The following is a 20,128-nucleotide window of genomic DNA, read 5'->3' as shown; positions in this document are numbered from 1 at the left end:
TCTCTCAGAGGTCCTGGAGGAAGGGGTTGGTGGCGCGCTCGCGCCCGATCGAGGTCTGCTCACCGTGGCCCGGCAGGACGACGATGTCGTCGGCCAGGGTCAGCACCTTGGTGCGCAGGCTGGTGAGCATCTGGGCGTGGTCGCCGCCCGGGAGGTCCGTACGGCCGATCGAGCCCTGGAAGAGCAGGTCGCCGGAGAACATCACCTCGGAGATGTCGGCGGAGGCGGCGTACGGGCTGCGGAAGGTGACCGACCCCTGGGTGTGACCCGGGGTGTGGTCGACGACGAAGCTCAGGCCGGCGACCTCGAGGGTCTGGCGGTCCGCGAGCTCGCGGACGTCGTCGGGCTCGGCCCAGGTGTGGTCGCCGCCGAGCAGCATCCGGGCAGTGTCGGGCGACATGCCGGCCATCGGGTCGGCCAGCAGATGCCGGTCCTTCGGGTGGATCCAGGCGGTGGCGTCGTACGTGCCGGCGACCGGAGCCACGGAGAACATGTGGTCCACGTGCCCGTGGGTGACGAGCACGGCGACCGGCTTGAGCCGGTGCTCGGCGATCACCTGGGCGATGCCGTCGGAGGCGTCCATGCCCGGATCGATGACGACGCACTCGGTGCCCGGCCCGGTGGCGGCCACGTAGCAGTTCGTCCCCCACGGCCCTGCGGGGAAGCCGGCGATCAACACCCCGCAACCCTATCCAGCGGGGCGGGGCACCACCGCATCGCCACCGCCGGAGGCCCGTCTGACTACGATGGGCGCGAATGTGGTTCAGCCGACGAGAAGGATGACCAGTGACGAGCGAGCAGTGGGGCCGGGTCGACGACGACGGCACGGTCTATGTGCGCACCGCCGAGGGCGAGCGGGCCGTCGGGCAGTATCCCGAGGGCACCCCGGAGGAGGCGCTGAAGTTCTTCACCGAGCGGTACGCCGCGCTGGCCTTCGAGGTCGAGCTCCTGGAGAAGCGGGTGCACGGCGCCAAGCTGACCCCCGAGGAGGCCGCCGAGTCGGTCAAGAACGTGCGGACGCAGGTCGTGGAGGCCAACGCGGTCGGCGACCTCGCGTCGCTCACCGCCCGCCTGGACGCGCTCACCCCGCTCCTGGCCGCGCAGCGTGAGGCCCGCAAGGCCGAGCGCGCCGCCAAGTCGGCCGAGACGAAGGCCGAGAAGGAGAAGGTCGTCGGCGAGGCCGAGAAGCTGGCCGAGAGCAACGACTGGCGCAACGGCGCCAACCGGCTGCGCGAGCTGCTCGACCAGTGGAAGGCGCTCCCCCGCATCGACCGCGCCTCCGACGACGCCCTGTGGCGCCGGTTCTCCACCGCCCGTACGGCGTACACCCGCCGTCGCAAGACGCACTTCGCCGAGCTGAACGAGAAGCGCGAGGGCGCCCGCGGCATCAAGGAGCGACTGGTCGTCGAGGCCGAGAAGCTCGCCTCCTCCACCGACTGGGGCGCCACGGCTGCCGCCTACCGCAACCTCATGCAGCAGTGGAAGGCCGCCGGTCCGGCCCCCAAGGACATCGACGACGCGCTGTGGAAGCGGTTCCGCGGCGCGCAGGACGCCTTCTTCGGCGCCCGGGACGCCGAGAACTCCGCGATCGACGCCGAGTTCGCCGCCAACGCCGAGGTGAAGGAGCAGATCCTGGTCGAGGCCGAGGCCCTGCTGCCGGTGACCACCGACAACCTGGCCGCGACCAAGGCCACGTTCCGCGACATCGCGGATCGCTGGGACGCCGCCGGCAAGGTCCCGCGCGACCGCATCCGCGACCTCGAGGGCCGGATGCGCAAGGTCGAGCAGGCGATCAAGGCCGTCGAGGACGAGCAGTGGAACAAGTCCGACCCGGAGAAGTCCGCCCGCGCCGACGACATGATCACCAAGCTCACCGAGGCGATCGCCGCCGTCGAGGCCGACATCGAGAAGGCCAAGGCCAAGGGAGACACCAAGAAGCTCGCCTCCCTGGAGGAGAACCTCGAGTCCCGCAAGCAGTTCCTCGAGATGGCGAAGCGAGCCTCCGAAGACTTCAGCTGAGGTTGAGAGGTCACTTCTCGTGGGTTGAGAGGTCACCTTTTGCGGTATAAGTGGTCGCTGCCGGTCGGCAGCGGCCACTTTCCGTTCACAGACACGCCCTGCCTCCGCTTCTCCACAGGCGACGAGCGGCCCGTGGCGCAGCACCGGAGGGACGAAGAGGCTGGGCGCCATGTCTCCCGTAGCGCTCCCTGCCGCGCCGTTCGCCCATGCCGAGTGCGCCGGTCTCGGTCTGAGCCCCTGGACGCTGAGGAGTGCCCTCGAGGCAGGACGGCTCCGACGTCTCCTGCGAGGCGTCTACGTCGACGCCACCATCGAGGACTCCGTGGCCCTTCGCACTGCGGCCCTGCGGCTGGTGGTCGAGCCGACGCAGGTGGTGGTCGACCGGACCGCCGCGTGGCTGCACGGTGTCGACACCTACGCATCGGCCGAGTCGAGTCACGGTGCGCCGGTCGAGACCTGCGCATTGCGTGGTCGCACCAGGAGCCGCCTGACCGGGGTGCGCGGACGGACCCGCGACCTCGGCGCGAGCGATGTGACGGAGCTGGGCGGCGTACGAGTGACGACGCCGCTTCGGACGGCGCTCGACCTCGGCTGCCACCTTCGTCGCCGCGAGGCGTACGCCGCGCTGTGCCTGCTGGCCCGGGGGCACGGCGTCACCGTCCCCGACCTGGTCGCGGGCGGCGAACGATTCCAGCGTCGTCGCGGCGTGCTTCAGCTTCGCGAGCTGGCGCCCTTCGTCGAGCCACGGGTCGAGTCGCACCGTGAGGCCTGGACACTCCTCGCGATCCACGATGCCGGGCTGCCGCTGCCGACGCCCCAGTACTGGATCGACGTGGACGGCGTCCCGACATTCCGCCTTGACTTCGCCTACCCCGAGCACCGGCTGTACGTCGAGTACGACGGCCGCGAGTTCCATGAGATGACCGAGGAGCAACGCACGTACGACCGGGAGCGACACCAGTGGCTGCGCGCACTTGGCTGGACGCGGATCGTCGTACGCCTCGGTGACTTCAGCGGCGATGCGCTCGAGCGCTGGCTGCGCGAGCTGCGCGCCGAGCTCGCGTCGGCGTACACCACCCGTCGCTGGTGATCGGACACTCGCCCCTCAAGAAGTGACCACTCGACCCGCAACACGTGACCTCTCGAGCTAGGAGGTGACGCGGTACGCGTCGAAGACCCCCGGCACGTTCCGTACGCCCTTCAGCACCGTGTCCAAGTGCTTCGCATCCGCCATCTCGAACGTGAAGCGGGACTTGGCGACCCGGTCGCGGGAGGTGGTGAGCTGCGCGGAGAGGATGTTCACGTGGGCGTCCGAGAGCGCCATCGTGATGTCGGAGAGCAGCCGCGCGCGGTCGAGCGCCTCGACCTGGATGTTGACCAGGAACGTCGAGGAGGACGTCGGGGCCCACTCGACCTCGAGGAGCTTCTCGGGCTGGGTCTTGAGCTCGGCGGTGTTGGTGCAGTCGAGCCGGTGGACCGAGACGCCGCCGCCCTTGGTGACGAAGCCGAGGATCTGGTCGGGCGGCACCGGGGTGCAGCACTTGGCCAGCTTGATCCACACGTCGGCGTCACTGCCCTTGACCACCACGCCGGCGTCGCCGCCGGTGGTGATCTTGGAGCGCCGCGGGCGGGTGATGGTGACGGCCTCGGCGAGGTCCTCCGCCGCCCCGGCGTCACCACCGTGCTCGTCGACGACGCGGCGTACGACGGCCTGGGCCGACAGGTTGCCCTCGCCGACGGCGGCGTAGAGCGCGGAGACGTCCGCGATGTTGAAGTGGGCCGCGGCCAGGTTGAGCGACTCGTGGGACATGAGCCGCTTGAGCGGCAGCCCCTCCTTGCGCATCAGCTTGGCGATCGCGTCCTGGCCCTTCTCGATGGCCTCCTCGCGTCGCTCCTTGGTGAACCAGGCGCGGATCTTGGAGCGGGCCCGGTTCGACTTCACGAAGCCCAGCCAGTCCCGCGACGGGCCGGCGGTGGGCGCCTTGGAGGTGAACATCTCGACCACGTCGCCGTTCTCGAGCGTCGACTCGAGCGGCACCAGCCGGCCGTTGACCCGCGCACCGATGGTCTTGTGCCCGACCTCGGTGTGGACGGCGTACGCGAAGTCGACGGGTGTCGAGCCCGCAGGCAGCGCGATCACATCGCCGCGCGGGGTGAAGACGTAGACCTCGGCGCGGTGCATCTCGAAGCGCAGCGACTCCAGGAACTCCCCCGGGTCCTCGACCTCGGACTGCCAGTCGAGCAGCTGACGCACCCAGCCCATGTCGTCGAGGTCGGCACGCCGCTCGCCCCCGGAGCTCTGCCCGGTCTCGCCGCTGCGCCCGTCCTCCTTGTACTTCCAGTGCGCCGCGACGCCGTACTCGGCGCGACGGTGCATCGCGAACGTGCGCACCTGCATCTCCACCGGCTTGCCCTGCGGGCCGATCACGGTGGTGTGCAGCGACTGGTAGAGGTTGAACTTCGGCAGCGAGATGTAGTCCTTGAACCGGCCGAGCACCGGGTTCCAGCGCGAGTGCAGGACGCCGAGCACGGAGTAGCAGTCACGGTCCTCGGCGACGAGGATGCGGATGCCGACCAGATCGTAGATGTCGGAGAAGTCCTTACCGCCGACGATCATCTTCTGGTAGATCGAGTAGTAGTGCTTCGGTCGCCCGGTGACCGTGGCCTTGATCTTGGCCTCGCGCAGGTCCTCCTCGACCTGGCTGATCACCTGGGCGAGGAACTGGTCGCGCGAGGGCGCGCGCTCGGCGACCAGCCGCACGATCTCGTCGTAGATCTTGGGGTGCAGGGTCCCGAAGGCGAGGTCCTCGAGCTCCCACTTGATGGTGTTCATGCCGAGCCGGTGGGCCAGCGGCGCGTAGATGTCGAGGGTCTCGTGCGCGGAGCGCTCCTGCGACTTCTGCGGCACGTGGCGCAGGGTGCGCATGTTGTGCAGCCGGTCGGCGAGCTTGATGACCAGGACGCGGATGTCCTTGGCCATCGCGACGATCATCTTGCGGATCGTCTCGGCCTGGGCGTTGTCGCCGTACTGGACCTTGTCGAGCTTGGTGACGCCGTCGACCATCACGGCGACCTCGTCACCGAAGTCGCGGCGCAGCTCGTCGAGCGTGTACGCGGTGTCCTCGACGGTGTCGTGCAGCAGGGCCGCGACCAGCGTCGGCTCGGTCATGCCGAGCTCGGCGAGGATCGTGGTCACCGCGAGCGGATGGGTGATGTACGGGTCGCCGCTCTTGCGCATCTGCCCCTCGTGCAGGCGCTCGGCGGTGACGTACGCCCGCTCGAGCAGGGCGAGGTCGGCCTTGGGGTGGTTGGCGCGCACGGCCCGGAAGAGCGGCTCGAGCATCGGGTTGGCCGCCGGGTTGCGCTGGCCCATCCGGGCGAGTCGGGCACGCATCCGGCGCCCGCTCGGGGCGCCCGTGGATCCGCCCTCGCGCACCCGCACCACCGGCTCGCGCGGGGTGGCGGACGTGCGCTCCTCAGTCATGCACAGAGTCTAGTGGGCGCGCCCCGCGTCCTGCGGTGGGCTCCCGCACTCGCGGCCCGTGCCCGAGCTCGTTCCCTCGCTCGCGCCGTCCCTCGCGTGGTCGCCTAGACCTGCATCAGCGCGGTGATCGGCACATCGGTGCCGATCGCGGTGCGACCCGCGAGCGCGGCCAGCTCCATCAGCGCCGCGACGCCGACGACCTCGGCGCCGCTGCGGCGCACCAGGTCGATGGTGGCGGCGACGGTCCCGCCGGTGGCGATCACGTCGTCGACCAGGAGCACCCGCTCCCCCGGCGCGACCGCGTCCTGGTGCAGCTCGAGTGTGGCGTCGCCGTACTCGAGGGAGTAGGAGACCGCATGGGTCTCGCGGGGAAGCTTGCCGGCCTTGCGGACCGGGATGAAGCCGGCCCCGAGCGCCAGCGCGACGGGGGCGGCGAGGATGAAGCCGCGTGCCTCCATGCCGAGCACCTTGTCGACGATCGGTCGTCCGTCGGCGTCACGGCCGGCGACGGCGAGCGCCTCGACGACCTCGGTGAAGCCGGCGTGATCGGCCAGCAGCGGCGTGATGTCCTTGAAGACGATCCCGGGCTTGGGGTAGTCGATGACGTCGACGACCAGACGGTCCAGGGTGTCCTCGAGGCTCATCACGCCGCTCCTTGCTGCTGGGTTCACTTGGTGCGCTTGGAGCGCGGCTCGCGCGACGGCTGCGGGCGACCCGCAGCGCGACTGTCGCGTACGACGGGGCCACGGGCCCGCGCGGGGCCCTGCTCCGCGTCGGTGGGGACACCGAGCTCGGCGCCCTCGCCGAGGGGCATGTCCTCGGCGAAGGACGGCACGTTGGCGTACGGGTCGACGTTGGCCTTGGCCTTCGCCTTGGCGCGACGCTCGGCCAGGACGACCTCGGACTCGTTGGACTTGAGGTGGACCAGGATGCGCGGGGCGACCCAGACCGAGGAGAAGACGCCGACGGCCATGCCGACGAACTGCGCCAGGGCGAGGTCCTTCAGCGTGCTCGCGCCGAGCTGGATCATGCTGACCGCGAGGATCGCGCCGATCGGGATGAGCGCGACGATGCCGGTGTTGATCGAGCGCACCAGGGTCTGGTTGACAGCCAGGTTGGCCGCCTTGGCGTACGTGGTCTTGGAGGCGCGCAGGTCGTGGGTGTTCTCCCGGACCTTGTCGAAGACGACGACGGTGTCGTAGAGCGAGAAGCCCAGGATCGCGAGCAGACCGGTGACCGCCGCCGGGGTGACCGAGAAGCCGGAGAGCGAGTAGATGCCCATCGTGATGAGGACGTCGTGGATCAGCGCGCAGAGCGCGGCGATCGACATCTTCCACTCGCGGAAGTACATCCCGATGAAGAGCATCACGATGACGAGGAAGACGCCGACGCCGATCAGCGCACGGCGGGCGACCTGCTGGCCCCAGCTGGCCCCGATGGAGGAGACCGTCAGCTGGTCCTTGGGGTTGTCGATCGTCACGACCGACTCGATCACGTCGGTGACCTTCGCCTGCTCGCTCTCGGTGAGCTCCTTGACCGTGATCGTCACGCCGTTGCTGCCGGCGGTGGCGACCTCGGGCTGCGCGGCCGCCTCGATGCCGGTGGCGGCGACCTTCTCGCGCAGGGTGTCGGCCGTGCCCTGGCCGGCGTCGGTCGAGGACAGGCCGCTGACCTGGATCTCGGTGCCGCCGGTGAACTCCACACCGAAGTTGAAGCCGTTGAAGATCACGACGAGCAGTGCCGCGAGGACGATGCCGCCGGACAGCGAGTACCAGAACGGGCGGCGGCCGATGAAGTCGTACGACTTGTGGCCCGTGGACAGCTCGTGACCGAGCCGAGAGAACTTACCCATCAGGCCTTACCTCCAGCAGCGACGGGAGCGTCGATGCCCAGTGTTTCGGGGCTGAGCCCGGAGAGCTTGCCGCCACCGTTGAAGAAGTGGAAGCGCGCGAACCAGGACACCAGCGGCTTGGTGAACCAGAAGAGGACCGCGAGGTCGATGACCGTGGACAGGCCCAGCGCGAAGCCGAAGCCCTTCACCACGCCGGTCGCGAAGATGTAGAGGATCGCGGCGGAGAAGAGCGAGACGAAGCTCGCGCCGATCCGGGTGCGCTTGGCGCGGACCCAGCCGGTCTCCACGGCGACCCGCATCGAGCGGCCCTCGCGCATCTCGTCACGGATGCGCTCGAAGAAGATGATGAAGGAGTCCGCGGTGATGCCGACCGCGATGATCAGACCGGCGATGCCGGGCAGGGTCAGCGTGAAGCCGGCGGTCTTGGACAGCAGCAGGACCATCGCGTACGTCCAGCCGGCCGCGAAGACCAGGGACGAGATGACGACGATGCCGAGCCCGCGGTAGTAGAAGAGGCAGTAGACCATCACGAGCAGGATGCCGAGGCCGCCCGCGAGCAGACCGGCGTTGAGCTGGTTGCCGGCGAGCGTGGGTCCGATGACCTCGCTGGAGGTGCCGTTCTTGTCGAACGCGATCGGCAGCGAGCCGTACTTGAGGCTGGTGGCGAGGCTCTGCGCCTCGTCCTGCGTGAAGTTGCCGGTGATCTGGGCGTCGCCGTTGATCCGGCCCTCAGCGGTCGCCGCCGAGATGACCTGTCCGTCGAGGACGATGGCGAACAGGCCGCCGTTCTGGTGGACGGCGTCGGTGGCGTCGGCGAAGGCGCTGCGGCCGGCGCTGTGGAAGCTCAGGCTCACCGCCCACTGCACGCTGTTCTGCGGGACCTGGGCCGAGGCGCCGCTGAGCTCGGTGCCCTCGATGATCGCCGGCGAGAGCAGGTACTTGTGGCCCTGCGCGTCACACGTGATGAGCGGGGCGCTCGGGTTGTCCACCACGACCGGGGCGGTGCTGCCGGTCGGGCACGTGAACGCGTCGAACTTGGCGACCTGGTCGGCCGGCGGGTTCCCCATGAACTTCACGGCGTCGTCGACGGAGATGTCGCCCTTCGCGTCCGGCTCGCCGGACGTCGTCGGACTGGCGGCGTCGCTCGGCGCAGCCGTGTCGCCGCTGACCGGCGTCGGGGACGCGGCCGGGGTCTGAGCCTTCTTCGTGGCGGCGGGCTTCTTGTGGTCGAAGCCGAGACCGGCACGCTGGCCGGCGATGCCCGTGCCGCCACCGGTGGCACCCGTGCCCGCGGTCGCCCCGCCCGCGGCGCCGGCGCCGGCGGCGCTGGACGCACAGGTGTCCTGGCAGGCCACCAGGCGGAAGCGCATCTGCGCCTGGCGCGCCACGGTGTCGACGAGGTCCTGGCGGCTCTTGCCGGGGATCTCGACCACGATCAGGTTGCTGCCCTGGCGGGTGACGCTGGCCTCGGTGACGCCGGAGCCGTTGACGCGCTGGTCGATGATGCCACGGGCCTCGTCGAGGTTCTCGGTGCTCGGGTGGCCCGAGGCGATCAGGGTGATCCGGGTGCCGCCCTGCAGGTCGAGACCGAGCTCGGGCTTCCACTTGCCGCCCAGCGCGACGAGGCCGTAGGCCACGACGAGCGCCAGGAAGAAGGCGGTGAGAGTGCGCCCCGGACGGGGCTTCTTGTTGGCCATCAGTCGTTCTTCTCCGCCTGCTGCACGGGCTCGGGGGTGTACTTGGCGAGGGTCTCCTCGACGCTCTCGTCGGCCGCCTCGGGGACCTCGACGGCGGCGGTCGCGTCGGTGGCCTCGTCCTCCAGCTCCCCCTCGGTCTCCTCACCGAAGTCCTCCGGAAGGATGCGCGAGATCGCGGCCCGGACGACCTTGATCGAGACGCCCTCGGCGACCTCGACTCCGATGTAGTCGTCGGTGATCTCGGTGACCGTGGCGAAGATTCCGGAGCTCAGCATCACCTTGCTGTCCACGGCGAGCGTGGTCTGCATCTGCTGGGCGGCGCGCTGGCGCTTCTGCTGCGGCCTGATGATCAGGAACCAGAAGACGGCGATGATGAGGACGAAAGGCAAGAACTGCACGGCGCTACTCAGACTCCAGAGTTAAGGGGCGGGGACAGGCCTACGACCAGCCGACGCGCAAGTGTAGCCATCACCTGCACAGAGAATGTCACCCACGCCACATCCGACCCAGGTCCGAGGCGGAGCGGACCTCACTCGTCGAGCAGGGTTTCCCAGCCGTTCATGCCGCCCGCGGGCGCGGTGAGGCCGAGATGGGTCCAGGCGCCCGGCGTCGCGACCCGGCCACGGGGCGTACGGGCGAGGAAGCCGTTGCGGACGAGGAAGGGCTCGGCCACCTCCTCCACGGTCTCGCGCTCCTCACCGACGGCCACCGCGAGCGTGGAGATGCCGACCGGTCCCCCGCCGAAGCGACGGCACAGGGCGTCGAGCACCGCCCGGTCGAGCCGGTCGAGGCCGAGCGGGTCGACCTCGTAGAGGTCGAGGGCCTTGCGGGCCAGGTCGCGGGTGACGACGCCGTCGGCACGGACCTGCGCGTAGTCGCGGACCCGGCGCAGGAGGCGGTTGGCGATCCGCGGGGTGCCGCGCGAGCGCGAGGCGATCTCGGCGGAGCCGGCGGCGTCGACCTCGACACCGAGCAGTCCGGCGGAGCGGCGGACGATCAGGTCGAGCTCGTCGGGCTCGTAGAACTCCAGGTGGCCGGTGAAGCCGAACCGGTCGCGCAGGGGGCCGGGCAACAGGCCCGCGCGGGTGGTGGCGCCGACGAGGGTGAACGGCGGCAGCTCGAGCGGGATCGCCGTCGCGCCGGGGCCCTTGCCGATCACGACGTCGACGCGGAAGTCCTCCATCGCCAGGTAGAGCATCTCCTCGGCGGGCCGGCTCATCCGGTGGACCTCGTCGACGAAGAGGACGTCGCCCTCGTTCAAGCCACTGAGGATGGCGGCCAGGTCGCCGGCGTGGGTGATCGCCGGGCCGCTGGTCAGGCGCAGCGGCGTGCCCATCTCGGCGGCGATGATCATCGCCAGGGTGGTCTTGCCGAGTCCGGGCGGGCCGCTGAGCAGCACGTGGTCGGGTGCGCGGCCGCGCTGCTTGGCGGCCTCGAGGACGAGTCCGAGCTGGGCGCGTACCCGGGTCTGGCCGACGACCTCATCGAGGCTCTTGGGACGCAGCGCCGCCTCGATGACGCGCTCGTCGTCCTGGACGTCGACGGACAGGGGCTCGCTACCTCCCATCCGCTCGAGGTGGGCGGCCTCGGCCGCGGTGAGCTCGTCGTCGTACATCTCCGGACCGCCTTACGCCTTGCTCAGCGACTGCAGCGCGGCGCGCAGCAGCGCGCCCACGTCGGGGGTCGAGGTCGCCTCGGCCTGGTCGGCGACCGCGTCGACGGCCTTCTCGGCATCCTTGGTGGCGTACCCGAGACCGGTGAGGCCCTGGACGACCTGGTCGCGCCACGGGGCCGCGGCACCGGTGCCGAGCGGACCGGACGGCAGGCCGGCGCGGACCGGGGCGCCGATCCGGTCCTTGAGCTCGAGGATGATCCGCTGGGCACCCTTCTGGCCGATGCCGGGCACGCGGGTCAGCGTCTTGACGTCGTCGCCGGCGATCGAGGTGCGCAGGCCGTCCGGGGACAGCACGGCCAGCATCGCCTGGGCGAGCTTGGGCCCGACGCCGGACGCGGTCTGGAGCAGCTCGAACATCTGCTTCTCGTCCTCGTCGGCGAAGCCGAACAGGGTCAGCGAGTCCTCGCGCACGACCATCGAGCTCGGGAGGTTCGCCTCCGTGCCGGTGCGCAGGGTGGCGAGGGTGGCCGGCGTGCACATCAGCTCGAGGCCGATGCCGCCCACCTCGACGACAGCGCTGGTCAGGGTGACGGCGGCGACGGTGCCACGGACGAAAGCGATCACGGTGTTCCCATCGTCGTACGGGTGGAGCGGGCGGTGCGCGCGAGGCGCGCCTGCGACTGCTTGGCGGCGGCGAGGGCCGCCTCGATGCGGTCCTGGTTGCGCGCAGCGGTGGTGCCGGCGCCGGCGTTGCTGGCGGCCTGGTCGATCCGGGCCTGGGCGCCGCCGCGCCAGATGTGGGTGATGGCCAGCGCGAGCGCGTCCGCGGCGTCGGCGGGCTTCGGCATCTCGCTCAGCCGCAGGATGCGGGTCACCATCGCGCCGACCTGCGCCTTGTCGGCGCGGCCGTTGCCGGAGACGGCGGCCTTGACCTCCGACGGGGTGTGCAGAGCGACCGGGATGCCCCGGCGGGCGGCGCAGACCATCGCCAGGCCGCTGGCCTGGGCGGTGCCCATGATGGTGGAGACGTCCGAGCGGGCGAAGATCCGCTCGATGCTGACCGCGTCGGGCCGGTGCTCCTCGATCCAGGCGTCGATGCCCTTCTCGATCGTCACCAGCCGCTCCCAGACCGGAAGCGTCGAGGTCGTCTTGATGACGTTGACGTCGATGAGGGTCAGCGGCTTGCCGAGGTCGCCGTCGACGACACCGATGCCACACCGGGTCAGGCCGGGGTCGATCCCGAGCACGCGCACCGCCATACCTCCCCTGCCCCGCCAATCGAACGTCTGTTCGCAGACTATCGGAAGACGGCGAGGGCCCCGCGTGAGACACGCGGGGCCCTCGGAAGCATCAGCGCCGGATGGCGCCGTGCGTCACTCCTCGTCGAGCTGCTCCAGGATCTCGTCGGAGATCTGGGCGTTGGAGAAGACGTTCTGCACGTCGTCGAGGTCGTCGATCACGTCGACGAGCTTCATCACCTTGGTGGCGGTCTCGGCATCGGCGACCGGGATCTCCATGCTCGCCACGAACTCCACGTCGGCGGACTCGTAGTCGAGACCGGCGTCCTGCAGGGCCGTACGGACCGCGACGACGTCGGTCGGCTCGGAGTAGACCTGCCAGGCCTCGCCGAGGTCGTTGACGTCCTCGGCACCGGCGTCGAGGGTGGCCTCGAGGACGGCGTCCTCGTCGACCTCCTTGCCCTCCTGCTCCTTGTTGAGGACGACGATGCCCTTGCGGCCGAAGAGGCGCGAGACCGAGCCGGGGTCGGCCATGGTGCCGCCGTTGCGGGTGACCGCGGTGCGGACCTCCATCGCGGCACGGTTCTTGTTGTCGGTCAGACACTCGACGAGCAACGCGACACCGGCCGGGCCGTAGACCTCGTACATGATCGTGGTGTAGTCGACGCCGCCGCCGTCGAGACCGCCGCCCCGCTTGCGGGCGCGCTCGATGTTGTCGTTGGGGACCGACTGCTTCTTGGCCTTGTAGATCGCGTCGAAGAGGGTCGGATTGCCGGAGGGGTCAGGGCCACCCATCTTGGCCGCGATCTCGATGTTCTTGATGAGCTTCGCCCACAGCTTGCTGCGCTTGGCGTCGATCGCAGCCTTCTTGTGCTTCGTGGTGGCCCATTTGGAGTGCCCAGACATGGGCAGGATCTTACTGAGCGCGCACCATCTCCACGAACACCCCATGCATCCGGGCGTCCGAGGCCACCTCCGGGTGGAAGCTGGTGGCGAGCAGATGGCCCTGTCGTACGGCCACGGGGTGACCGTTGCTGGACGCCAGGACCTCGACGTCCGGCCCGGTCTCCTCGACCCAGGGAGCGCGGATGAAGACGCCGTGGACCGGCTCGTCGAGCCCCTGGACGGCGAGCTCGCCCTCGAAGGAGTCGACCTGGCGGCCGAACGCGTTGCGGCGCACGGTGATGTCGAGGCCGCCGATCGTCTCCTGGCCCTCGGCGCCGTCGACGATCCGGTCGGCGAGCAGGATCATCCCCGCGCAGGTGCCGAACGCCGGCATGCCCGCCCGGACGCGCTCGCGCAGCGGCTCGAGCAGCTCGAAGATCCGCGCGAGCTTGATCATCGTGGTGGACTCCCCGCCGGGGATGACCAGTCCGTCGCACTGCGCCAGCTCACTGGGCCGGCGCACCGTCAGCGTCTCCACGCCCAGGCTCTCGAGACTCGCGACGTGCTCCCGCACGTCACCTTGCAGGGCAAGCACACCGATCCGCACGAGGCGGCACTCTACGTCAGGCGTTGCAGGTGAACGTCGCGATGCTCGCGATCGTCGTGACGGTCCAGTTGATGCTGACCGGCGACGCGCCGTACCAGGTGGTGCCCTTGAGGTGCGTGTGGATCTGCACGGTCATGTTGTTCTGCGAGAGCAGGTTGAGCCCGAGCAGGTTGGCGAGCGTCGAGGCGCCGTTCTGGTACGACTGCTGCGTGCCGGCCGCGCCGCTGTGCGCGACCGTCGCGGTGCCGACGAGCGAGCCGTTGCTGCGATTGATGAAGCGCAGCTCGTACTCGTAGTTCGCGAGCTGGGGTGCCGGCGAGGCGAGGGGGGTGACGCCCGTCCACTTGAACGTGATCGTGCTCCCGAGCAGGGAGTTGTTCGCGGTGCAGTTCGACGAGGTCCCCAGTGCGACCGGGTTCTGCAGGGTCGTCGCGGTGACCGTCGAGGTCGCCTTGCCGGTGTCGCTCCACCAGGCCCAGGCGCTCGGCGCGAGGGCCAGGGAGACCACCGCGAGCACGACGACGAGCGGCGCCACGAGGCGAGTGCGGATCATCACGGCTGGGCCACCTGTTCGGCGTGGGCGGTGTAGACGACGGTGCTCGTCTGCCCCTGCGCGGAGCTCGGCGCGCTGGTCAGCATGTCGAGCTCGACGCAGATCGACTCGGTCGCCCCGGGCGCCAGCTGCCGGCGCTGCGCCGCGGCCGTGCCCATCGCGTTGAAGGTCGTGTCCGTGGCGGTCACGGTCTGCGCGGCCGCCAGGCTGGTGCCACCGCCGCAGGTCGCGCTCGGCGCCGTCCCGCTGACCGTCCCGGCCGCGCGGGCGATGGTGGTCAGGGAGCCGGCGAGGTTCGGGGAGGCGTGCGTGTCCTGGACGCTGAGCCAGTACGACAGCGGGATCGATCCGTTGTTCCTCACCGTCAGGAGCGCGGCGTAGGTCGCGCCCGGATACATCGCGGCGGTGTCGAAGGGGGTGTAGTCGGTGACGTTGTCCGCGAACACCAACGTGCCGCTCTGCGTTCCGCTGAGCTGGAGGTCGAGGTGACCGACGGTGAAGGTCTGGGTGTTGTTCGCCGCCTGCGTCGAGGTCCAGTACGCCCAGGCCGCGGGCGCGCCGCCCAGGACGAGGGCCAGGACGATCACGAGGGTGATGCGCGAGCGCAGGCTCAGGCGTCGCAACCTAGTCAGCATCGCGCTCCCTCCTTCGCGACAGCCCCACGATGAGCAGGCCGCCACTCAGGCACAGGATGCCGAGCGCCACGAACCAGCCGACCTCCGGCGCGCCGGTGCCCGGCAGCAGACCGCCGCCTCCCGAGCTCTGCGCGGGACCCGAGCCCTCGGCGGGACCCGAGCCCTGAGCGGGACCCGACCCCGGTGCCGGGGAGCCGTGCGGGTGGGCGACGCCGGCCGGGGTGGGCGTCGCATCGGGAAGCGGGGTCGCCCCGACGACCTCGGTGAGCGTGACCCGGAAGGCGAGCGGGAAGGCCTGGCTCATCGACCGGTTGGTCGAGGTCAAGCGGAAGGTCGCCGTGACCGCGACGTCCGCGACGGCGCCGTCGGCCAGCGTTGTCTGGTCGAGCGGGAGCCAGCCGACGCCGGGGGTGATCACGACCGGCGCTCCCCCGTCGACCGCCGCGGTGACCTCGAAGTCGTCGGCGTTGACCAGGGTGTCGGGCGGCAGGTCGTACACGATCGTGAGCCGCGCGGCGTCGCCGCCCTGGTTGCGGACGTAGAAGTGCCTGCTGTCGCTGTCCCCCGGCACCCAACGGTCGATCGTGCCGGGCCGATCGAAGAGCGCGCCGGTGAGCTGGCTGGCCCAGGCCCTGCCGTCCCAGCTCAGCCCGAGCTGGCCGGCCGCGCGCGCCGGCGAGACGAGGCAGAGCAGGGCCACCACGAGGGCGATCAGGCGTGCCGTCCGCATGTCGTGCCCTCCTTCCGCTTCGCTGCTCGGCTCCGCGTCCGATCGCGGGCCGCTCCCAGGAACATCACGACCGCATAGCCGCCGAGTCCGGCGGCGGCGGTGTAGACCAGCCACTGGTGCTCGCGCCCGTCGAACAGGACGTTGAGCCTCCCCAGGTACGGGACCGCGTACCAGAGCCTGCCTCTGATCTGGATCGGCATCACCCAGGGGTCATCTGCGGCATTGTTGGCATCACCCTGGGTCTGGAAGCTCAGCTGGCCGCCGAGCGTCCTTCCGACGGCGACGATCCGGTGGGTGACCACCTCGGCCTCGCCGGAGTGGAGCTGGTAGGTCACGACGTCGCCGACCTTGAGCCGGTCGGGGTCGACCGGCTGGGCGACGACAAGCGTCCCGGGCGGGTAGTGCGGCTGCATCGACCCGGTGAGGATCGTGTACGGCGTCGCCCCGCCCAGGCGAGGGATCGCCACGGCGAGCGCGATCAGCGCCACGGCGAACAGGATGACCGCCCACGCGATCACCTGCCCGACCCATCCGACGACGCCCCTCATGAGTGCACCTGCGTCGCGGTGAGGCTCAGCTGGGTCGCGTTCCAGCCGGGGAACGACTGGTCGCCGGTGCCGTTGGCGGTGTTGGTGTTGGGGACCGACAGCGCGACCAGGACGGAGACGGTGGCGCCGTCGTCCTTGTCGGTGAACTGCTTGTCGGTGTGCGCTCCGCCGTTGGCGGCGGTGGCGCCGACCGTGATGATCGGGTAGCTGGTGCTCCCGGTCGAGCCGTCGGTCTTGCTCAGCGTCCCGTCGACCACCAGCGGCGCCGGCGCCGACCCGGCGCCAGTGAGCGCGAGCGTGCCGCGCTGATGCTCACCCGTCACGGTCAGCGTCGTGGTGCAGGTCAAGGTGAGCACGTCGTTGGGCTGGAGCACCTGGTTGGTGTAGGTCGTCGGGTTCGGCGACGGGGCGCCGGTCGTGGTGCCACCGGCCTGGATGAGCTGCCACGAGCCGCACGAGAGGGCACCGATCGAGAGCGTGCCCGCCTTGACGCTGCCACCGGCGACCGAGCGACTCGTGGCCCAGGTGGCGAAGGATCCCTGCCCTCCGAGCAGCAGCACGAGGGCCACCGCGGCGGCGACGGCTCCGGCGGCAACCCGAGGGGTGCGCCGACGCGTCGCCGCGCGGTGGCGCGGCGCGTACGGAGAGGACATGGTGGAACTGCTCAGACGCGACCTGTCAGGAGTGGATCTGGGTCGCGGTGAGGGTGATGGCGTCAAGCGTGGCGGAGGCCAGCTTGGTGGTGTTGTCGCTGCCGGCGGGGAACGTCACGGTGATCCGGATGCTGAGCGTGTTCCCGCTGTTCGCCTCGGTGAACTCGTTGCTGCCGGCGCCGCCGAGCGCCGGCGTCGCGCCCGTGACGGAGCCGACACCGACGACGAACGGGGTGATCGACCCCGGCGTGGACGCGCCGATGGTGCCGCGCATGTGCTCTCCCGTGGCTGTGAGCGTGGTGGTGCACGTCTCGGTGATGACGTCACCGGGCACGAGCAGCGAGGATCCGGGCGTGAAGGTCGCGCCGGGCGCCTGCTCACCGGAGTCGTAGGTCCAGCCGCTACCGCAGCTCGGGCTGCTCAGCGCGAGGTTGCCCGCGCTGATCGCGCCACCGGCGACGGTCTGCTGCGCGTTCCAGTACGCCAGCGAGCCTGCGCCACCGAGCAGCAGCACCGCGGCGGAGCCGGCGGCCAACGCGCCCTTGGTCGACTTCTTCATGATGTTGTCCCCTCTGTCAGGAGACCCGGCGAACCGTCCGATGCGAGAGATCGATCACCGGTATGCCGAGTCGGGTACCGATGAGACGAGCAAACACCCGGGGTATGACGCGGCAGTAGAGCCGACTTGAGGACTTTCTCCGGTGACCTGGGCCATGCCGAGTGGCCGAAAGGGTGAGTCCCTCCGGCCACTCGTCGAGGTCAGATCACCAGCCGCGCTCGGCGAGACGGTGGGGCTGGGGGATCTCGTCGACGTTGATGCCGACCATCGCCTCGCCCAGACCGCGCGAGACCTTGGCGATCACGTCCGCGTCATCGAAGAAGGTGGTCGCCTTCACGATCGCCTCGGCGCGCTGAGCCGGATTGCCGGACTTGAAGATGCCGGAGCCGACGAAGACGCCCTCGGCGCCGAGCTGCATCATCATCGCGGCGTCGGCCGGGGTGGCGATGCCGCCTGCGGTGAAGAGGACGACGGGCAGCTTGCCGGTGCGCGCGACCTCCTTGACCAGCTCGTACGGAGCCTGCAGCTCCTTGGCCGCGACGTAGAGCTCGTCGTCCGAGAGCACCGTGAGGCGGCGGATCTGCTGACGCAGGGTGCGCATGTGGCCCACGGCGTTGGAGGCGTCGCCGGTGCCGGCCTCACCCTTGGAGCGGATCATCGCCGCGCCCTCGGTGATGCGGCGCAGCGCCTCGCCCAGGTTGGTCGCACCGCAGACGAACGGGACCGTGAAGGCCCACTTGTCGATGTGGTTCTCGTAGTCGACCGGGGTCAGGACCTCGGACTCGTCGATGTAGTCGACGCCGAGGGACTGCAACACCTGCGCCTCGACGAAGTGACCGATGCGGGCCTTGGCCATCACCGGGATCGAGACGGCCTCGATGATGCCATCGATCATGTCGGGGTCGGACATGCGGGACACGCCGCCCTGGGCGCGGATGTCGGCGGGCACGCGCTCGAGCGCCATCACCGCCACAGCGCCGGCGTCCTCTGCGATCTTCGCCTGCTCGGCGTTGACGACGTCCATGATCACGCCGCCCTTGAGCATCTCGGCCATGCCGCGCTTGACGGGGGTCGTACCGGTTCCGGTGGTGCTATCAGCCATAGGGCGAATCCTAGGGCCGTTTACTTAAGGTGCACCGGCCGGGTCTACGGCTGCGGGTTGCCCTCGGCCATCGCCTGCTGGCGCACGACCCAGATCCGCTGGCCCACCGTGACGGTGGAGGCGACGGCGAGGGCCCACAGGGTGACCCGCGGCAGCCAGATGCCCCAGTCCCAGCCCAGGTCGAGCGCGATGCCGCCCAGACCGGTCATGACCAGGATCGAGACCAGCCGGTCGGCACGCTCGGCGATGCCGACCTTCGCCTGGTAGCCGAGGCTCTCCGCGCGCGAGCGGGCGTACGAGGTCACGGACCCCATCGAGAGGCAGATCAGCGACAGCCACAGGTAGAGCCGGTCGTCGCCGACGCCGGCGAAGTAGAGCGCCAGGCCCCCGAAGATCGCGGCGTCGCCCACCCGGTCGAGTGTGGAGTCCAGGAACGCCCCGAACTTGCTCGACGTGCCGGACATCCGCGACATGTGACCGTCGATCAGATCGCTGAACACGAACGCGGTGATGAACAGGACGCCGCCGAGCAGGTGGCCGCCCGGGAAGAACGCGAGCGCGCCGACGACGACGCCGATCGTGCCGACGAAGGTGACGGCGTCGGCGCTGACTCCCATCCGGAGGAGCAGACGGGCGACGGGCGTGAGGACCTTGGTCCAGAAGGCGCGGAATCTCTCAAGCATGGCGGCAGAAGGCTACCGGTCTCAGGAGGCCGCGATGCAGTGCACCGCCGACTGCGGGTCCTCGAGGATCGCCTCGAAGGCCAGCTCGGCCGCCCCGATGAGCGAGGAGTCCCGCCCGAGTCGCGCCGGCAGTACGGCGACGTCCGCCCGGGGTGGGAGCAGCGCGCGGCGGCTGAGGATCTCCTCGACCTGGTCGCCGATGCTGGGCCACACCTGGGCCAGTGTGCCGCCGACCACGATCATCTCCGGGTTGAACAGGTTGATCAGCGAGCGCAGCCCGACGCCGGTCCACGACGCGATCTCCGTGAGCGCGTCCTGGGCGACGGCCTCCCCGGCGATCGCTGCCGCGATCACCTCGTCGACGCCGTCCGGGCCGCTGCCCGCCGCGCGCCCGGCGAGGGTGAGCAGTCGGTTCTCGCCGACCTTGAGCTCCCAGCAGCCCTGGTCGCCGCACGAGCACTCCGGCCCCGCTGCGTCGACGTGGAGATGACCGACCTCCCCCGCATATCCGCTGGCACCCGACAGGAGGTGTCCGTCCACGAGGAAGCCACCGCCGATGCCGACGCTGACGCCGAGGTAGATCACATGCCGGCGCCCGACCGCGGCACCACGCAGGTGCTCGGCCATCACGCCGAGGTTGGCGTCGTTCCCCGTGCGTACGGGGCGCCCGAGCCGCTCGGAGAGCAGCTGGGTGAACGGCTCGCCGTGCCAGCCGAGGTTGGGTGCGAACTGGACCATGCCGTCCTCGGATCGGATGGCGCCCGGAACGGAGGCGGCGACGCCGAGGATGCGACAACCGTGCCCGGCGGCGGCGATGAGCTCGCCGGCCATCGTCGCGACCCGCTCCACCACCCGGTGGACGTCGTGCTCGCCGCGCTCGTGCTCGCGGACCCGGCGGTCCAGGACGATGCCCCCCAGGCCGACGAGCGCGACCTGGACGCGGTCGACGCCGAGGTCGATCGCGATCACAGCGTTCTCCGGCCTCGGCACCACCAGGTGCGAGGGCCGCGCGCTGCGGGTGCCGCCGACGGCGGCACCCGCAGCGGCGCTCTGAGCCGCTGTCTGCTCGGCCACGAGGCCGAGGTCGATCAAGGTGGTCGTGAGGCCACCGATGGTGCTGCGATTGAGCCCGAGCAGGCGGGTGAGCTGCGCCCGGGTCATCGGTCCCCCGGTGTGCACCGCACGCAGCAGTGCGCGGAGATTGTTGCGTCGCAGCTCCTCAGTGCCCGAGACGGCGCCCGAGAGTGTCACCGTGACGGCCATCCTTC

Annotated in this window: 22 protein-coding genes; 2 read left to right on the top strand and 20 right to left on the bottom strand. The window is 70.4% G+C overall.

What is annotated here, in order from left to right; all coding sequences use genetic code 11:
* Positions 1–4 precede the first annotated feature (4 nt).
* Positions 5–679 carry an MBL fold metallo-hydrolase gene (locus tag KSO98_RS07590; protein WP_225284523.1) on the bottom strand — a complete coding sequence of 225 codons (675 nt, stop codon included), beginning with the start codon at positions 677–679 and terminating at the stop codon, positions 5–7.
* Between the two features lie 107 nt (positions 680–786).
* On the opposite strand from KSO98_RS07590, the gene KSO98_RS07585 reads away from it, so the two are divergent.
* A complete protein-coding gene (locus tag KSO98_RS07585; RefSeq protein ID WP_225284522.1) occupies positions 787–2,019 on the top strand; it encodes a DUF349 domain-containing protein in 1,233 nt (410 codons plus the stop codon).
* 169 nt (positions 2,020–2,188) lie between these two features.
* Positions 2,189–3,109 (top strand): type IV toxin-antitoxin system AbiEi family antitoxin, encoded by a 921-nt coding sequence (locus KSO98_RS07580; protein WP_225284521.1) that lies wholly within the window; start codon positions 2,189–2,191, stop codon positions 3,107–3,109.
* 57 nt (positions 3,110–3,166) lie between these two features.
* Here the strand turns inward: KSO98_RS07580 and KSO98_RS07575 are convergent, their stop codons facing one another.
* From KSO98_RS07575 to KSO98_RS07485, 19 genes are all read right to left on the bottom strand, one after another.
* Positions 3,167–5,503 carry a RelA/SpoT family protein gene (locus tag KSO98_RS07575; RefSeq protein WP_372457769.1) on the bottom strand — a complete coding sequence of 779 codons (2,337 nt, stop codon included), beginning with the start codon at positions 5,501–5,503 and terminating at the stop codon, positions 3,167–3,169.
* A 104-nt stretch (positions 5,504–5,607) separates the two neighbouring features.
* Complete coding sequence (locus tag KSO98_RS07570) at positions 5,608–6,147, bottom strand: adenine phosphoribosyltransferase (protein WP_263642451.1); 540 nt, start codon at positions 6,145–6,147, stop codon at positions 5,608–5,610.
* 23 nt (positions 6,148–6,170) lie between these two features.
* Entirely contained in the window at positions 6,171–7,355 is a 1,185-nt protein-coding gene (gene secF / locus KSO98_RS07565) for a protein translocase subunit SecF (RefSeq protein ID WP_225284519.1), read from the bottom strand.
* On the bottom strand, positions 7,355–9,052 hold the full coding sequence (gene secD / locus KSO98_RS07560; RefSeq protein WP_225284518.1) for a protein translocase subunit SecD: 1,698 nt from the start codon (positions 9,050–9,052) through the stop codon (positions 7,355–7,357). The genes secF and secD overlap by 1 nt, the downstream gene beginning before the upstream one ends.
* Entirely contained in the window at positions 9,052–9,450 is a 399-nt protein-coding gene (yajC, locus tag KSO98_RS07555) for a preprotein translocase subunit YajC (RefSeq protein ID WP_225284517.1), read from the bottom strand. Before yajC ends, secD begins: the two co-directional genes overlap by 1 nt.
* 131 nt (positions 9,451–9,581) lie before the next feature.
* Entirely contained in the window at positions 9,582–10,619 is a 1,038-nt protein-coding gene (ruvB, locus tag KSO98_RS07550; protein WP_225284643.1) for a Holliday junction branch migration DNA helicase RuvB, read from the bottom strand.
* 60 nt (positions 10,620–10,679) lie between these two features.
* Positions 10,680–11,291: a Holliday junction branch migration protein RuvA gene (gene ruvA / locus KSO98_RS07545; RefSeq protein WP_225284516.1), complete on the bottom strand. Its 612-nt coding sequence runs from the start codon at positions 11,289–11,291 to the stop codon at positions 10,680–10,682.
* Positions 11,288–11,926, bottom strand: a complete 639-nt coding sequence (gene ruvC, locus KSO98_RS07540; protein ID WP_225284515.1) for a crossover junction endodeoxyribonuclease RuvC — start codon at positions 11,924–11,926, stop codon at positions 11,288–11,290. The genes ruvA and ruvC overlap by 4 nt, the downstream gene beginning before the upstream one ends.
* A 114-nt stretch (positions 11,927–12,040) precedes the next feature.
* Entirely contained in the window at positions 12,041–12,811 is a 771-nt protein-coding gene (locus KSO98_RS07535) for a YebC/PmpR family DNA-binding transcriptional regulator (RefSeq protein ID WP_225284514.1), read from the bottom strand.
* 10 nt (positions 12,812–12,821) lie between these two features.
* Entirely contained in the window at positions 12,822–13,397 is a 576-nt protein-coding gene (gene pdxT, locus KSO98_RS07530) for a pyridoxal 5'-phosphate synthase glutaminase subunit PdxT (protein ID WP_225284513.1), read from the bottom strand.
* Between the two features lie 16 nt (positions 13,398–13,413).
* Positions 13,414–13,950 carry a hypothetical protein gene (locus KSO98_RS07525; protein ID WP_225284512.1) on the bottom strand — a complete coding sequence of 179 codons (537 nt, stop codon included), beginning with the start codon at positions 13,948–13,950 and terminating at the stop codon, positions 13,414–13,416.
* Positions 13,950–14,585, bottom strand: coding sequence for a hypothetical protein (locus tag KSO98_RS07520; RefSeq protein WP_225284511.1), 636 nt, complete (start codon positions 14,583–14,585; stop codon positions 13,950–13,952). Before KSO98_RS07520 ends, KSO98_RS07525 begins: the two co-directional genes overlap by 1 nt.
* A complete protein-coding gene (locus KSO98_RS07515) occupies positions 14,575–15,315 on the bottom strand; it encodes a hypothetical protein (protein WP_225284510.1) in 741 nt (246 codons plus the stop codon). The genes KSO98_RS07520 and KSO98_RS07515 overlap by 11 nt, the downstream gene beginning before the upstream one ends.
* Entirely contained in the window at positions 15,297–15,863 is a 567-nt protein-coding gene (locus KSO98_RS07510) for a signal peptidase I (protein WP_225284509.1), read from the bottom strand. Before KSO98_RS07510 ends, KSO98_RS07515 begins: the two co-directional genes overlap by 19 nt.
* Entirely contained in the window at positions 15,860–16,516 is a 657-nt protein-coding gene (locus tag KSO98_RS07505; RefSeq protein WP_225284507.1) for an alternate-type signal peptide domain-containing protein, read from the bottom strand. The genes KSO98_RS07510 and KSO98_RS07505 overlap by 4 nt, the downstream gene beginning before the upstream one ends.
* Positions 16,517–16,541: 25 nt before the next feature.
* Positions 16,542–17,075, bottom strand: a complete 534-nt coding sequence (locus tag KSO98_RS07500) for an alternate-type signal peptide domain-containing protein (RefSeq protein ID WP_225284505.1) — start codon at positions 17,073–17,075, stop codon at positions 16,542–16,544.
* 205 nt (positions 17,076–17,280) lie between these two features.
* On the bottom strand, positions 17,281–18,177 hold the full coding sequence (gene pdxS, locus KSO98_RS07495; protein WP_225284504.1) for a pyridoxal 5'-phosphate synthase lyase subunit PdxS: 897 nt from the start codon (positions 18,175–18,177) through the stop codon (positions 17,281–17,283).
* 44 nt (positions 18,178–18,221) lie between these two features.
* Positions 18,222–18,860, bottom strand: coding sequence for a phosphatidylinositol phosphate synthase (gene pgsA / locus KSO98_RS07490; protein ID WP_225284503.1), 639 nt, complete (start codon positions 18,858–18,860; stop codon positions 18,222–18,224).
* Positions 18,861–18,881: 21 nt separating this feature from the next.
* Entirely contained in the window at positions 18,882–20,123 is a 1,242-nt protein-coding gene (locus KSO98_RS07485) for an ROK family protein (RefSeq protein WP_225284502.1), read from the bottom strand.
* Positions 20,124–20,128 lie beyond the last annotated feature (5 nt).

Source organism: Nocardioides nematodiphilus, from assembly GCF_020216525.1.
In the GTDB taxonomy this organism is placed as follows: domain Bacteria; phylum Actinomycetota; class Actinomycetes; order Propionibacteriales; family Nocardioidaceae; genus Nocardioides; species Nocardioides nematodiphilus.
Note: the sequence above shows the minus strand (reverse complement) of the source record. Positions and strands in the feature narration are given on the sequence as shown.